This window comes from Myxococcus sp. AM011, from assembly GCF_013372595.1.
Classification (GTDB): Bacteria; Myxococcota; Myxococcia; order Myxococcales; family Myxococcaceae; genus Myxococcus; species Myxococcus eversor.
On the sequence record NZ_JABXEM010000010.1, the window covers coordinates 63,964 to 77,529 of the forward strand.

Consider the following 13,566-nt stretch of genomic DNA (forward strand, 5'->3'; position numbering starts at 1 on the left):
GACTCCTCCTCGCGATGCACTCGAAGACCGCGGCTCAACCCGCGACGAGCGCGGAGTCGTACTCCATCAGCGCGCGAAGGACCTCTTCCCGCGAATCCGTGAGCAACAGGTGCCGAGCGTAGTCCTGTCCCTGCGCGAGCTGCGCCAGCAGCGGATAGACGGGGCGCGTTTGCGTCCAGAACTCACGGCCCAGGAAGATCATCGGGCTGATGACGCCGACGCTGTTGTAGTGGTTCTGGCAGGCGTCCTGGAAGATCTCCTGGATGGTGCCGGCGCTGCCGGGCGCGTAGACGATTCCGCCCCGGGCGATGGTCAAGAGCCCGTCCTCGCGCACGCTGTTGGCGAAGTACTTGGCGATGTGCGTGGCGAAGGGGTTGGGCGGCTCGTGGCCGTAGTGCCAGGTGGGGATGCCCAGGCTGGAGCACGCGAAGACATCCTTGGGCTCCAGCGGGAAGGCCGCGCGCACGTCGAAGGCCCGCGCGAGCCACTCGCGGTCCGTGTAGCTGGGCGCCTGGGCGAGGATGGCGAGCGCCGCGTCCAGCTCCGCCTCCGGACGCACGGCGAACCAGGCGCCCAGGTGAGTGGCCTCCATCGCGCCCGGGCCTCCGCCGCTGACGAGGAAGAAGCCCGCGCGCGTCAGCTCCCTCGCCAGCGTCGCCACCTCGCGGTAGTCGGACTTGCCACGCTTCATGGAGTGTCCCCCCATGATGGCCACCACCTTCCGGGGCGGCCCCGACGCGGCGAGCAGGTCCTCCATCGCATCCGTGACGGCATGGTCATGCAGCCGCTGCGCGAGCGTCTCCAGCAGCGTGGGCGGCGTACCCCGTCCGTGCGATTCCCAGTGCCGGTAGATGCGCGCGTCCAGCGTGTCCGCGTACGTCTCCGGCCGCGTCCGGTCGAAGCCCGCGTACAGCTCCTCCGGCGAGTACAGGCCGCCCCGGTACGGTTGATACGGCACCCCGGAGATCGGCGGGAAGACGAGGGCCCCATGCGCGAGCGCGGCCTGGAGCGCGTCCTTCTCCAGCTCACAGCCCAGGAACACCGTTCCGGCGAGCGGCGCCGCGCTCAGCTCACGCGTGTAGCCCCGCAGGTCCAACCCCTGGATGACGACGTTGACCAGGGTGCGCCCGTCGCGAAGGTGCTGCTCGAAGGCCTCGGGAGTCTCTAGCTCAATCACCCGCGAAGGATTCCATGCCTCGGGCCCTACTAGAAGAGGACAACCATGGTGCCGAGCGGCATCCGGTCATACAGCGCCGTGATATCGCGGGGGTGGAACACGACACAGCCCCAGGACAGCCGGCCGCCGCTCGCCTCCAGGGACCATTCGCCCGCCCACCCGTGAAAGCCGATGCCGCTGCCCAGCCGCGTGGTGGCATCCGTCGCCTCGCGGGCCTCCCAGGAACGGGCGATGCGCTCGCGCGTCTTCTGTGTGAGCCAGCCCTGCTTCACCCCCCGGCTCGCGTCCCAGGGGTTGGGGTAGTTCACCCGCAGCCAGTGGCCGCCGTAGTACGCGGCGTAGGGCCCGGGAATCTCCCCGCGCACCGTCTGCACGATGAAGTACATGCCGACGGGCGTGCGGTTGTCGCCCCGCTGCTCCTTGGGCCCCGCCTCCTGGCCGAAGCCCACCTCCACCCGCGCCCGCTCCACGCCCCGCTCGTAGAGGCGGAGCTGGTTGAGCGCGTGGGAGATGAGCACCAGCACCGGCTCGCTCGCGGGCTGGGGCAGGCGGGCACGCTCGGCGGTGAAACGACGGGACTCCGCGACGGACAGCGCGCGGTCGGTGTGCAGCACGACTCCGAGTCGCTCGGACGTCCCCACCTGACCGAGCACCTGGCCCTTGGTGACGAGCGCACCGGGACGCAGCACCACACCGCTCAGCCCGGAGTACTCGGAGCGGGCGCGCAGCAGCTCGTGGTTCTCGTGGTACAGGTGCTCCAGCGTGACGCTGTCACCTCTCGCGCCCACCGTCACCACGCGGCCCCGGGCCAGCGCGCGCACGTCACTTCCCGGCCTGGCCCGCGCGAAATCCGGCCACGGCGCGAAGCCCTCCGCCACCGAGTGCTCGGGACGCAGCCAGGCCTCGAAGACATCCGGCGTGGAGGCGGTGGCGACCTGGGCGGACAGCACCCAGGCGAGGCACAGCAGCGGCAACCTGGAGCGCGGCGCGGAGGAAGTCACTCGCGCTGGACACTCGACGCACGAGGACCGTTCCGTCAACTCCCGCGTTTCCACCCGACGCGCGTCCTCAGCGCCGGGCCTCCAGGGCACGCAGCGCGGCCTGGGCCTGGAGCAGCTCCGGACGCGCATTGGCGGCGGCGGCGTCCTGGGCGGCGAGTTGGAGCTGCCTCGCCGCCTCCTCTCGCTCGCCCAGTCGCAGGTGGGCTCGCCCCAGGGCACAGCGCAGCAGTGACTTCAGCTTCCGGTCCCCGAGCATCCCCGCGAGTTGGAGGCCCCGCACCGCGTCCTCCTTCGCCAGCTCGGGCGCATCCGCCTGGCTGTGCAGCAGCGCGAGCCCGTGGTGCGTGTACGCCATGCCGCCCCGGTCCCCCATGCGCGCCTTCAAGTCCAACGCGAGCTGGAAGTAGTGCACCGCCCGCTCCCTGTCTCCCGCGCGCGCGTAGGCATCCCCCAGGTTGAACAGGGCCGTGGAGTGCTCCCACGTGTCCCCCGCGCGCTCCGTCCAGCGCAGCACCGCCGCGTACTCCACCGTCGCCTGTCCCGGCCGCCCCTGCCCCATCAGCAACGTCCCCGTGGCCCGGTGCAGCGCGGCCTCCACGCTCGCCCGGCCCGGCCCCTCCTGGTACGGCGCCTGGAGCAGCCGCCCCCGCGCCACCACCAGCCGCGCCTCCGCCTCCTCGAAGCGCCCCAGCCAGCACAGCGCGAGCACGCACAGCGCATCCAGCGAAGCCCAGCAGAGCAGCGCCTCCCGCGACGCCTCGAAATCGCCCGCCGACTGACTCAGCGCCACCACCTCCTCGTAGCGCTCCAGCGACAGCACCACCGCGGCCAGCTTGCGCAGACACTGGAGCCGCTCGGGCGTCGCCACCACCGCGCGCGCGTCCTCGAGCGACAGCGCGATTCGCCAGGCGGACTCGGCCTCCGCTCGCTCCCCCGCCAGGCGATGCGCGTCGCCCATGCGCTCCCACAGCACGCGGGACCACTTTCGCGCGGCCTCCAGGGACAACGAGCCGGCCACCTCCAGCGCGACGCGATACACCGCGAGCGCCGCCGCGGGCTCCAGCGCCGCCAGGTTCCACCCGGCGACCTCCAGCAGGTGCGGCAACGCCCGCTGCGGCACCTTCGCCGCGCGCCAGTGACGCACCAGCTCCGCGCACGCGCGACGCCGGGCTTCCTCGGGCAGCGCCTCGTACGCCTCCGCCGCCCGCCGATGCAGCCCCAGCCCCTCCGCGTCCGAGGACACACCCTCACGCGGCACCGGAACACGAGCCCCCACCGCATACCGCCCGCCCGAGACGGCCTTCAGCCAGCCACCCGCCTCCAGCCCGGCGAGCGACGAGAGCCCGCCGACGAGCGCCCCCAGCACCGGCCGGGGGAAGCAGGGCCCCAGCACCGCGCTCACGTGCAGCGCCTCTCGCCGCGTGGGCGACAGGGCCTCGAAGCGCGCGGCCAGGACCGCTGGCCCAGACTCGGGCAGGGGCGCATCCGGATGCTCTTCGTGGAACGCCATCGCATGCAGCAGGTGCAGCGGGTGGCCCGCGCCCGCTCGCAGCAACGCCTCCCTGGGCCAGTCCGGACGCAGGCGCGTGGCGACCAGCGCGGCGGCATCCTCTGGATTGAGCAGCCCCACCTCCAGCACCTCCGCCGTCGACGGCGCGAGCGCCGGCCCCTCCGTGCGCTCCAGGACGAGCACGAGCACCGGCGTGTGCGCCAACCTCGAGACGAGGACCTCGACGAATGCCCGGCTGAGCGGGTCCGCGTCCCGCCAGTCCTCCAGGATGAGGATGCGCGGCCCCCGGTGCGGCAGCAGCGCGTGGCAGAGCGCGTCGAACAGCGCCAGGCTCTCGGCGGAGAGGCTCGCGGGGATGCCCTGCCACTCCCGCCCCTCCAGGAAGTGGGCGACGCGCTCCGCCTCCGCGCTCGACATCCGCCCCACGCCCGCCACGGGCCGCAGCCCCCGGGTGGCCTCCAGCAACTCCAGCAGCGGCCCCGCCGGAGTCCCGGGCAGCGCCAGGCCACTGCCCTCCCAGATTTCGAAGCGATTGGCGGCCAGCGACTCCACCAGCGCGTCCTTCAGCCGCGACTTGCCCATCCCCTCCGGGCCCACCAGCCACACGGCGCGCCCCAGCCCTCGCCGCGCCTCCTCCGCGCACCACTTCAGCCGCTCCAGCAGCGCCGTCCGCCCGACGAGCGGCGGCTGACACGACCCCACCTCCCACCGACGCACCCCTTCAGCCAGGGGCCTCCGGAGGGGCGTGCGCGGGCACGTGGACAAGCCAGGGGAGAGGCGCGTCCCACAGGCCAGGCACACGCCCGAAGACAAGGTCATGAGCACCTCCAGAGCCCGAACCTCTAACGCTCCCGCGCGGCCGAGCCTCTCGGGCCCAGGGGTGGTGTGTGTGTATTGAATTCGCCTGTGGCCCTGCCCTCCAGGCCACCGCATGCCTCCTCGGTCCCGCTCACGGTGCGCTCAAGCCCTCACCATCCGCCTCAATCCGCCACCAATGACAGACGTTTCCAATCCCACCGCCTGAACCCCCACCATGAGTATGTCCTGCCCCGTTTCCTGGAGGGCAGGCAGGCATGTCGAGAACTGTTGAATACGAAATAAATTTGGTCGATGGTTGTCTCCGTCGCAACGCGGCGAACCCCCGCCGTGACCTTGGAGAAGCCCCCTAGCTGAAACCAGATACCGGCCCGTCGGGAGACGGCCGCCGGACACACTCCCCGTCTGTCTGTTTTTGAATCCCCAGAGGTCCCTACATGAAGAAGTCTCTTCTGCTGGCTGGTGCATTGCTCGGCCTGGGTGTCATGGCTTGTGGCCCCCAGGACGACGTCACGGAGCTGGGCGAGGCCCCCGCAGGGCTCGACGAGGCCACGGCCTTCGCCACATCAGTCTCCTCCGCCGCGCTGACGGCCTCGGGCTGCACCCAGCTCACTGCCGCGTCCGTCATCGCCAAGGGTCATGACGGCAACGTGCCGGCCAACACGATGGACGACAGCCTCGCCACTCGCTGGAGCTATCTCGGCAAGGGCGGCTGGATTGACTACGACCTGGGCGCCACCAAGTCCATCTCGGGCGTCACCATCGCATGGCACGAAGGCACCACGCGGGCGAACACCTTCACGGTGTCCGTCTCGCCGGATGGCTACACGTACACGCAGATCTACAGCGGCACGAGCAGGAAGTCGTCCTCCGCGGAGACGTACACCTTCGCGGCGACCTCCGCGCGCCGCGTGCGCATCACCTTCCAGGGCAACAGCGTCAACGACTGGGCCTCCATCGCCGAGGCGCGCGCCTGCTCCTCCACGGTGACGACGCCTCCTCCGACGACGCCTCCCCCCACGGGCAACAGCGTGGTGTGGGTGGGCGACTTCGAGACGAACAACATCAGCCAGTGGACGCGCGCGCAGATGGTGAGCGCGGACCGGCTGGCGATGGTGTCCTCGCCGAAGCGCCAGGGCAGCTACGCGCTCAAGGCCACCGTGAAGCGGGGCGATGACCCCATCAACTCCAGCGGCAACCGCAACGAGCTGGTGCGGATGACGCGCGAGCCGTCGGGCTCCGAGTACTACTACCGCTGGAGCACGATGTTCGACTCCACGTTCCCCAACGTGAACACGTGGCAGCTCTTCACCCAGTGGCACCAGGAGAGCGACACCGTGGGCGGCTCGCCGCCGGTGGAGTTCTACGTCTACGGCAACGAGGTCCGCCTCAACATCGGCGGCAACCCGGGCACCATCGTCTGGCGCGCCCCGCTGACGCGCGGCAAGTGGATGGACTTCATCTTCCACGTGCGCTGGTCCGCGAACTCGAAGGTGGGCTTCGTGGAGCTGTACCTCGACGGCAAGCTGGTGATGCCCAAGCGCTACATCGCCACCCAGTACTCCGGCCAGGTCAACTACCTGAAGATTGGCCTGTACCGGAACGACACGATTACGCAGACGGGCATCGTCTACCACGACGGCTGGGTGATGGCCCGGAAGCTCGAGGACGTGCTGAGCCCCACGGCGGTCATCAAGGCCCCGTAGCACGTCACGGTTGTATGGCACCCCACACCGTGCCCTCCACCGGGCCGAGGTCGCGTCCCCACGCGGCCTCGGCCCGGAGTAGTTTCCGGACATGCCCAACAGCCTGCGGGTCGTCCAGGTCCACATCCACGTCAAGCCGGAGCACGTGGACGCCTTTCGCGAAGCCACCGTGGTCAACGCGCGGGCGAGCGCGAAGGAGCCCGGCATCGCCCGCTTCGACTTCCTCCAGGACTCCGAGGACCCGACGCGCTTCGTGCTCGTGGAGGTCTACCGGACGGCCCAGGCGCCCGCGGAGCACAAGGAGACGGCCCACTACCTCACCTGGCGCGACACCGTGGCGCCGATGATGGCGGAGCCGCGCACCAGCCGGAAGTACGTCAACCTGTTCCCCGAAGACGCCGGGTGGTGACGTGAGTCCCGCCGCCTTCGAGTTCGCCACCGCGACGCGCATCGTCTTCGGCCCGGGCCGCCTCGCCGAAGCCCCGGAGCTGGTGCGCGCGCTCGGCGGTCAGCGCGTGCTGCTCGTCACCGGGAAGACGCCCGCGCGCGCCAGTGCCCTGCGCGAGTCACTGGAGGCGCTCGGCCTCGCCGTGACGGGGTTCCGCGTGGAGGGAGAGCCCACGGTGGACCTGGTGCGCCAGGGCCTGGGCCTGCTCGCCCAGGCGCGCTGCGACGTGGTGGTGGCGATGGGCGGCGGGAGCGCGCTCGACGCGGGCAAGGCGCTCGCGGCGCTGGCGACGCAGGGAGGAGACCCGCTCGACTACCTGGAGGTCATCGGCCGCGGCCAGCCGCTCACCCGCGCGTCACTGCCCTTCGTGGCCATTCCCACCACCGCGGGCACCGGCTCGGAGGTGACGCGCAACGCGGTGCTGGGCTCGAAGGAGGCCCAGGTGAAGGCCAGCCTGCGCGGGCCGAAGCTGCTGCCGGCCGTGGCGCTCGTGGACCCGGACCTGCTCATCGGCGCGCCCGCCTCCGTGCTCGCCGCGAGCGGCATGGATGCGCTGTCGCAGCTCATCGAGCCCTTCCTCTCCGCGCGCGCCAATCCCCTCACCGACGCCCTGGCGCGAGAGGGCCTGCGCCGCTCCGCGCGCTCGCTGCGTCGGGCCGTCCTGGAGGGGCCGGACGCGGGAGGTCGCGAGGACCTGGCCCTGGCCAGTCTCTTCGGTGGCCTGTGTCTGGCGAACTCCGGGCTCGGCGCGGTGCACGGCTTCGCCGCGCCGGTGGGCGGCATGTTCGACGCGCCCCATGGCGCCGTGTGCGCGGCCCTGCTGTCCGCCGTGCTCGACGTCAACCTGAGGGCCCTGCGTGCCCGCGCGCCGGAGCACCCGTCCCTGCCCCGCTTCCGGGAGCTGGCCGTCCTGCTCACCGGCCGCGCCGAGGCCCGCGAGGAAGATGCCCTGTCGTGGGTGGAGGCCTTGCGCGCGGACCTGCGCATTCCCGGCCTCGCCACCTACGGACTCACGCCCGCGCGGCTCCCCGAGCTGGTGACCAAGGCCCGCGCCGCGAGCAGCATGAAGGCCAATCCGTTGACGCTCACCGACGCCGAACTGGCGGAGATCGCCACCCGATCGTTATAGCCAGCCGCGCCGCATAACGAGCCACACTGCCCCGCTGTCGAGGAGTGCCCATGGAAGACATCGAGCTGCCGACCCGAGAGGGAACGATGGACGCGAAGCTGTTCCAGCCGGAGGGACGCGGCCCGTGGCCCGCGGTCATCCTGCTGACGGACGCGATGGGCATCCGGCCCGCCTTCGAACACATGGCCCAGCGGCTCGCGGACGGCGGCTATGTCGTCCTGCTGCCCAACGTCTTCTATCGCGAGGGCCGCGCCGGAAACCTGGCACTGCAGGGCTCGTTCGCGGACGAGGCCTTCCGCAAGCACATCTTCGCGCTCATCGCGACGCTGACACCGGCGCGGGTGCGCGACGACGGCGCCGCCGAGCTCGACTTCCTCTCACGGTTGCCCCAGGTGAAGGGCCCCAAGGTCGGCGTGGCCGGCTACTGCATGAGTGGCTCCATGGCCGTGCGCCTGGCCGCGGACTTCCCGGACACCATCGCCGCGGCGGTGTCCAACCATGGAGGCAAGCTGGCGACGGACTCCCCGGACAGCGCCCACCTGCGCGTCGGCGACGTTCGCGGAGAGCTGGTGTTCGGCCACGCGGACCAGGACGGCTCCATGCCGGCCGACGCCATCCTCCGCCTGGAGACGGCGCTGAAGGCCGCCGGTGTCCGGCACCAGTCCCACCTCCATGTCGGCGCGCGCCATGGCTACGCGGTGGACGGCTCCGGCGCCTATGACAAGGACGCGTCCGAGCAGCACTGGCGAGAGCTGTTCGACGTGTTCGGCCGCGCCCTCACGGCGTGAGCGGGTGAGGCAGCCCCCCTTGCCAGCGGAAGCGGCTGGCGTTATTCGTGGGGGCATGGTGCTCGTCGTCAGTGCTCGTCGATTTAGCCGCCCCCCGGCCCCCTCTGGGTGTCGGGAGGCCGTGCCGCACTGAGCGCACGAACCTCTCGTTGGTGAAACGCCGTCAGGCGCGACGCCCACCCGGAGCCGCCGGGGGGGCATCCGAGGCCGGCGGCGCCTGGCGGACTTCTCGCTCGGCGTGCCGGAGACCACCGCGTTTCCACCGCTTCCGAGAGGTTTCCATGTCGTCCCCTTCCGTCTCCATCCTCAGCGCCGAGGAGCTTCGGCGCGCGCTGTCCGTTCGTGATTTGACCGACCCCGCTTCCGGCCCCCATGCCCTGCAGCAGTTGGTGGCCTCCGCGCTGGCCGCCCTGCGCTCCGCGTGGGGCTGCGACGTCCTCCTCCACCGACGGAGTCCCGTCGTCTCCATCGCCGACAACTACGACCGGCTCCACTACCCGCCGGGCGGCGTGGCCCGCGACGCGCGCTACACCCGGTACGTCTGCGACACGGCGCTGTTGCGCTCGCAGACCTCCGCCATGATTCCGGCGGTGCTGCGCGAGCTGGCCGCGGCTCCACCGGACGACGTGCTGCTGGCGTGTCCGGGCCTCGTCTACCGCCGCGACTGCATCGACCGGCTGCACACCGGCGAGCCGCACCAGATGGACCTCTGGCGCGTGCGACGAGGGCCGCCCCTCACGCCCAAAGACTTGCGACAGATGATTGCCACCGTGGTGGGCGCACTGCTGCCCGGGCGAGAAACACGCCTCACCGATGCCGTGCACCCATACACGACGGACGGGCTCCAGGTGGACGTGCGCGAGGGCGACGAGTGGGTGGAGATTGGCGAGTGTGGCCTCGCCCTGCCCGCGCTCCTCTCGGAGAGCGGACTGGAGGCAGGGCCCGTCACCGGGCTCGCCATGGGCCTGGGGATGGACCGCATCCTGATGTTGCGCAAGGGCCTGGACGACATCCGCCTGTTGCGCTCCACGAACCCGCGAATCGCCACCCAGTTGTTGGATTTGGAGCCCTACCGCCCGGTGTCGTCGATGCCAGCGGTGCGCCGGGACATGTCGCTCGTCATCGACGAGGGCCGGACGTCCGAGGAGCTGGGGGACAGGGTGCGCGCCGCGCTCGGTGAGCGGGCGGAGCTGGTGGAGAGCGTGGAAGTCGTCACGGAGACGCCCTACGCCGCGCTGCCTCCCAGTGCCGTGAAGCGACTGGCGCTTCGGGCCGACCAGAAGAACGTGCTGCTCCGGGTGGTGCTGCGCGCGCTGGAGCGCACGCTGACGCATGACGAGTGCAACGTCCTGCGCGACGACATCTACGCGGCGCTGCACCAGGGCACCACGTGGGAGTGGGCCGCGCGACCTCACTGAAGGCCGCGCGGCGCCAGGGCCTGACGCTCAGACCTTGTAGAGCAGGTCCATGTACTTCTTGAGCAAGTCGCTCACCATGCCCCGGAAGGGGACGGCGGCCGCCATGCCGTAGACGGGCGCCATCGTCCCCTTCTCGCCGGGGTGGGCCTTCACGTGCTCCACCGCCTCGCGCAGGTCCGTGAGGAAGCGCTCCGCCACGCCCGGCTGCGCGTGCCGCAGCGTGACGCACAGGTGCACCGCCGCGGGCTTGTGCAGGCCATTGAGGCTCCACCCGCGCTCGCCCATCCGCTCCATCACCTTGAAGATGTCCAGCGTCTCGGAGCCGAAGGCGATGACGAACAGCGGGTCTCCCAGCACGTGCAGCTCGGGAACGGCGCGGATGCCCTGCTTGAGCACATCCGCCGTGTCCAGGATGCGGCGCGTGGCCTCCAGGTAGCCCTGCTCCCCCATGCTCACCAATGACGCCCACGCGACGGCGATGAGGGCGCCGGGGCGACTGCCGGAGAAGGTGGGCGAGAAATAGATGCCCCCGGGCCACTCGGTGGCGGTGAAGTACTGGTGCGAGCGCAGCGCCGTGCCCCGGTAGAGCACCACCGACGAGCCCTTCGCCGCGTACCCGAACTTGTGCGTATCCACGGACATGGACGTCACGCCCGGCAGCCGGAAGTCGAAGGGCGGCACCTGACGCCCCAGCGTGCGCGCGAAGGGCAACACGAAGCCGCCCAGGCACGCGTCCGTGTGGAAGCCCAGGCGCTTCTTGCGCGCCAGCTCCGACAAGTCGGCGATGGGGTCGATGACGCCATGGGGAAAGCCCGGCGCGGAGCCGATGAGGAGGATGGTGTTGCGATTGATGGCCTTGCGCGTCGCCGCCACGTCCGCGCGGAAGTCCGGCCCCACCGGCACGCGCACCATCTTCACGCCGAAGTAGTGCGCCGCCTTGTCGAAGGCCGGGTGCGCGCTGGAGGGCGCCACCATCTCCGGCTTCGAGATTCCCTTCGTCTCCCGGGCCCAATCCCGGTACGTCTTCACCGCGAGCATGATGCTCTCGGTGCCACCCGACGACATGGAGCCGCAGACGTGCTCGGCGGGCACCTTCCCCGCGTTGGCGGCATCCGCGCCCAGCATGCTCGCCGCCATGGCGACGACTTCCGCCTCGAACTTGGTGGCGCTGGGCCACAGGTCCGCGTGCAGCGGGTTGCTCTGCGAGTGCAGCCCGTAGACGCGGTTGAGGAAGTCGATGTGCTCCTGGTCCCCGTTGTAGACGGCGCCGGACACCTTGCCGTCCCGCCAGCGCTCCTCCTCCTGCGCCTCCAGCGCCTGCAGCTCGCGCAGCACCTCCTCGCGCGAGCGGCCCGTCACCGGCAGCCGCTCGAAGGCGGGCATCTTCCCCCGGTAGGGCTTGAGGCTCCCCTCCAGCTCGGACAACAGCGTGTCCGTCTCCTTCGACAGCAGGTCACGTACCACCGGCACGGCCTTGAGGTAGCGCTCCGCCGCCGACAGCAACCGGGGAGGGACATGGTTCAGCAGCTTGAGCGACTTCGGGTCTGGCAATGCCATGCGGACTCCTGGGCTTCAGGCGCTCCGGGCGCGGTTGAGGCGCGCGAAGATGGCCTTGTTGCTCTTGTAGAGATTGACGAACTCGCGGAACAACTCGTCGTACATCTTCCGGTTCGCCGGGTCGGGCTCGAAGGTGCGAGCGATGGGGACGAGCGCTGGAATCTCCTCCACCTTCAGCTCGCCCAGCGCCACCGCCGCCTGGAACGCGGCCCCGCGTGCGTTGGCGAGCACCGGCTCGTCCACCTGCTGAATCACCCGCCCCAGCACGTCCGCGTGAATCTGGCACCAGAGCGCGGACCGGGCCCCGCCTCCGATGATGCGCAGCGAGTCCAGCCTGCGTCCGACGAACTGCTCCACATAGGTGAACAGCCAGCGCGAGTTGTAGGCCACGCCCTCCATCACCGCGCGCACCAGGTGCGCTCGCGTCGTCTTGAGCGACTGGTTGAAGAAGCCCCCGCGCAGGGACTTGTCGTCCACGGGGCTTCGCTCCCCGTTGAGCCAGGGCATGAAGATGAGCTTGTCACTGCCCGCGGGCACCTTCCCCGCCTCGCGCTCCATCAGCCGGTACACCTCCGCGGAGTCCTCCTCCACCTCCCCGGGCTTGCCGCCCTGGCCATACAGGATGTTGTCCTTGAGGAAGGTGAGGCAGATGCCCGCGGACTCCTGCTCGTTGGCCAGCAGGTAGCGCCCTGGCAGCGCGGACGGGACGGACGCCATCTGGTGGAACAGGTCCGACTTCTTGTAGGGCACGTGGCAGCACAGCCAGGAGGACGTGCCCACGCACAGGTGCGCCGCATGGTCCTCCACCGCGCCGGAGCCCACCGCCGCCGCGAGGATGTCCGGCGCCCCCGACACCACGCGCACGTCCTGGCTCAATCCCAGCTCGCTCGCGGCCTGGGCGCTCAGCGGCCCCAGCACGCTCGCCGCGGGCACCAGGTCCGGCAGCTTTTCTCGATGAAGCCCCGCCATCTTCAAGAGCCGCGCGTCGTAGTCGATGCGGTGGAGCGCGCGGTTGTCGGTCACCCAGTGCAGGGTGATGGAGTCGTACGATGCCGCGAAGCGTCCGCTCAGCCGCAGGTTGAGCCAGTCCTTCGGCTCCAGGAACTTGTAGGTGTCGCGGTAGACGTCGGGGTGCTCGGCCTGGAGGTAGAGGATGTGGCCCACCGGGTCCTTGCCGGAGAGGCTGGGCACTCCGCCCGTCAGGCGAATCCAGGTCAGCAGGCGCGCGGCGCCGTAGCCCTCGATGGAAAGCAGTCCACCGGCCGCGCGCTGGACGTGGGGCGCGCCCCGCGAGTCCATCCAGATGAGCGCCGGACGCAGGGGCTTGCCCTTCGCGTCCACCGCCACGGTGCCGGACCACTGCGCGCCGCAGTTGACGGCGACGATGTCGCGCGCGGCCACCTTCCCCGACTCCAGCAGACGGCGCGTGCCCCGGACGACGGCGCTCCACCAGGCCTCGGGCTCCTGCTCCGCGCCTCCATCGGGCAGGAGGTCGAGCGCCAGGGGCTCCACCTCTCCGCCGAGAATCCTGCCTCGCAGGGTGACGACGGCCAGCTTCACGGCCGAGGTGCCCAGGTCGATGGCCAGGATGGACTTCTCACCTGCTTGGGACACACGGCCCTCCGAGCCGGGATGAGGGGATGCCGTCGACGTCACGGCGCCTGGACTCTAGGAAGCGCGTCGCGCCTCCCGCCATCCACAACGCATGGCAAGGGCGCTTTTCTGAACGCCTGGGCCCCACGCGCGCCCATGGTGTTAGCCTGCGCCGATTCCTGGGGGTGGCATGCGCCGGTTCTTCGTCAGCGCGAGGGCACTGTGGCAGCGGCACCCGGTGGCGCTGGGCATCGCGGTGACGTTCACGCTCAGCCTGCTGCTGCGGTGGCTGTATCTCCAGTCGGCGCCGGACCGCGCGTGGCCCTTCTCCATCTTCTTCTACGGCGACGCGCGCTTCTTCCACGCGTACGCGCTGGAGCATGTGAGAGGCACCGAGGGCCCCGCCACCCTGCCCTACCACCC

At 70.8% G+C, this 13,566-nt stretch carries 10 protein-coding genes and 1 pseudogene; 6 read left to right on the top strand and 5 right to left on the bottom strand.

What is annotated here, in order from left to right; genetic code table 11:
* Positions 1-34: 34 nt before the first annotated feature.
* The 3 genes from HUW62_RS03820 to HUW62_RS03830 all read right to left on the bottom strand — a co-directional run bounded on the left by HUW62_RS03820 (position 35) and on the right by HUW62_RS03830 (position 4,507).
* The gene (locus HUW62_RS03820) at positions 35-1,177 is read right to left on the bottom strand and encodes an LOG family protein (protein WP_163865698.1); all 1,143 of its coding nucleotides are present in this window, start codon (positions 1,175-1,177) and stop codon (positions 35-37) included.
* A gap of 29 nt (positions 1,178-1,206) precedes the next feature.
* Positions 1,207-2,178 (bottom strand): L,D-transpeptidase family protein, encoded by a 972-nt coding sequence (locus HUW62_RS03825; RefSeq protein ID WP_176433581.1) that lies wholly within the window; start codon positions 2,176-2,178, stop codon positions 1,207-1,209.
* Between the two features lie 67 nt (positions 2,179-2,245).
* Positions 2,246-4,507, bottom strand: coding sequence for an AAA family ATPase (locus HUW62_RS03830; protein ID WP_176433582.1), 2,262 nt, complete (start codon positions 4,505-4,507; stop codon positions 2,246-2,248).
* Positions 4,508-4,941: 434 nt separating this feature from the next.
* On the opposite strand from HUW62_RS03830, the gene HUW62_RS03835 reads away from it, so the two are divergent.
* From HUW62_RS03835 to HUW62_RS03855, 5 genes are all read left to right on the top strand, one after another.
* Entirely contained in the window at positions 4,942-6,210 is a 1,269-nt protein-coding gene (locus HUW62_RS03835; protein WP_163865701.1) for a heparin lyase I family protein, read from the top strand.
* A gap of 91 nt (positions 6,211-6,301) precedes the next feature.
* A complete protein-coding gene (locus HUW62_RS03840; protein ID WP_163865702.1) occupies positions 6,302-6,619 on the top strand; it encodes an antibiotic biosynthesis monooxygenase in 318 nt (105 codons plus the stop codon).
* Between the two features lies 1 nt (position 6,620).
* Positions 6,621-7,787, top strand: a complete 1,167-nt coding sequence (locus HUW62_RS03845; protein ID WP_176433583.1) for an iron-containing alcohol dehydrogenase — start codon at positions 6,621-6,623, stop codon at positions 7,785-7,787.
* A gap of 50 nt (positions 7,788-7,837) precedes the next feature.
* Positions 7,838-8,575: a dienelactone hydrolase family protein gene (locus HUW62_RS03850; protein WP_163865704.1), complete on the top strand. Its 738-nt coding sequence runs from the start codon at positions 7,838-7,840 to the stop codon at positions 8,573-8,575.
* A 281-nt stretch (positions 8,576-8,856) separates the two neighbouring features.
* On the top strand, positions 8,857-9,993 hold the full coding sequence (locus HUW62_RS03855; RefSeq protein ID WP_176433584.1) for a hypothetical protein: 1,137 nt from the start codon (positions 8,857-8,859) through the stop codon (positions 9,991-9,993).
* Positions 9,994-10,020: 27 nt separating this feature from the next.
* On the opposite strand, the gene HUW62_RS03860 is transcribed toward HUW62_RS03855, so the two are convergent.
* Both HUW62_RS03860 and HUW62_RS03865 read right to left on the bottom strand, forming a co-directional pair.
* Positions 10,021-11,550: an aminotransferase class V-fold PLP-dependent enzyme gene (locus HUW62_RS03860; protein WP_163865706.1), complete on the bottom strand. Its 1,530-nt coding sequence runs from the start codon at positions 11,548-11,550 to the stop codon at positions 10,021-10,023.
* Positions 11,551-11,565: 15 nt separating this feature from the next.
* Entirely contained in the window at positions 11,566-13,164 is a 1,599-nt protein-coding gene (locus tag HUW62_RS03865) for an FGGY-family carbohydrate kinase (RefSeq protein ID WP_176433585.1), read from the bottom strand.
* Between the two features lie 169 nt (positions 13,165-13,333).
* On the opposite strand from HUW62_RS03865, the pseudogene HUW62_RS03870 reads away from it, so the two are divergent.
* Positions 13,334-13,566: pseudogene (locus HUW62_RS03870) on the top strand (hypothetical protein); the annotation flags it as partial.

Excerpts from the sequence above, each read along its gene's own strand:
- HUW62_RS03860 (WP_163865706.1), bottom strand. The coding sequence starts at position 11,550 with ATGGCATTGCCAGACCCGAAGTCGCTCAAGCTGCTGAACCATGTCCCT.
- HUW62_RS03855 (WP_176433584.1), top strand. The coding sequence starts at position 8,857 with ATGTCGTCCCCTTCCGTCTCCATCCTCAGCGCCGAGGAGCTTCGGCGC.
- HUW62_RS03830 (WP_176433582.1), bottom strand. The coding sequence starts at position 4,507 with ATGACCTTGTCTTCGGGCGTGTGCCTGGCCTGTGGGACGCGCCTCTCC.
- HUW62_RS03850 (WP_163865704.1), top strand. The coding sequence starts at position 7,838 with ATGGAAGACATCGAGCTGCCGACCCGAGAGGGAACGATGGACGCGAAG.
- HUW62_RS03835 (WP_163865701.1), top strand. The coding sequence starts at position 4,942 with ATGAAGAAGTCTCTTCTGCTGGCTGGTGCATTGCTCGGCCTGGGTGTC.
- HUW62_RS03840 (WP_163865702.1), top strand. The coding sequence starts at position 6,302 with ATGCCCAACAGCCTGCGGGTCGTCCAGGTCCACATCCACGTCAAGCCG.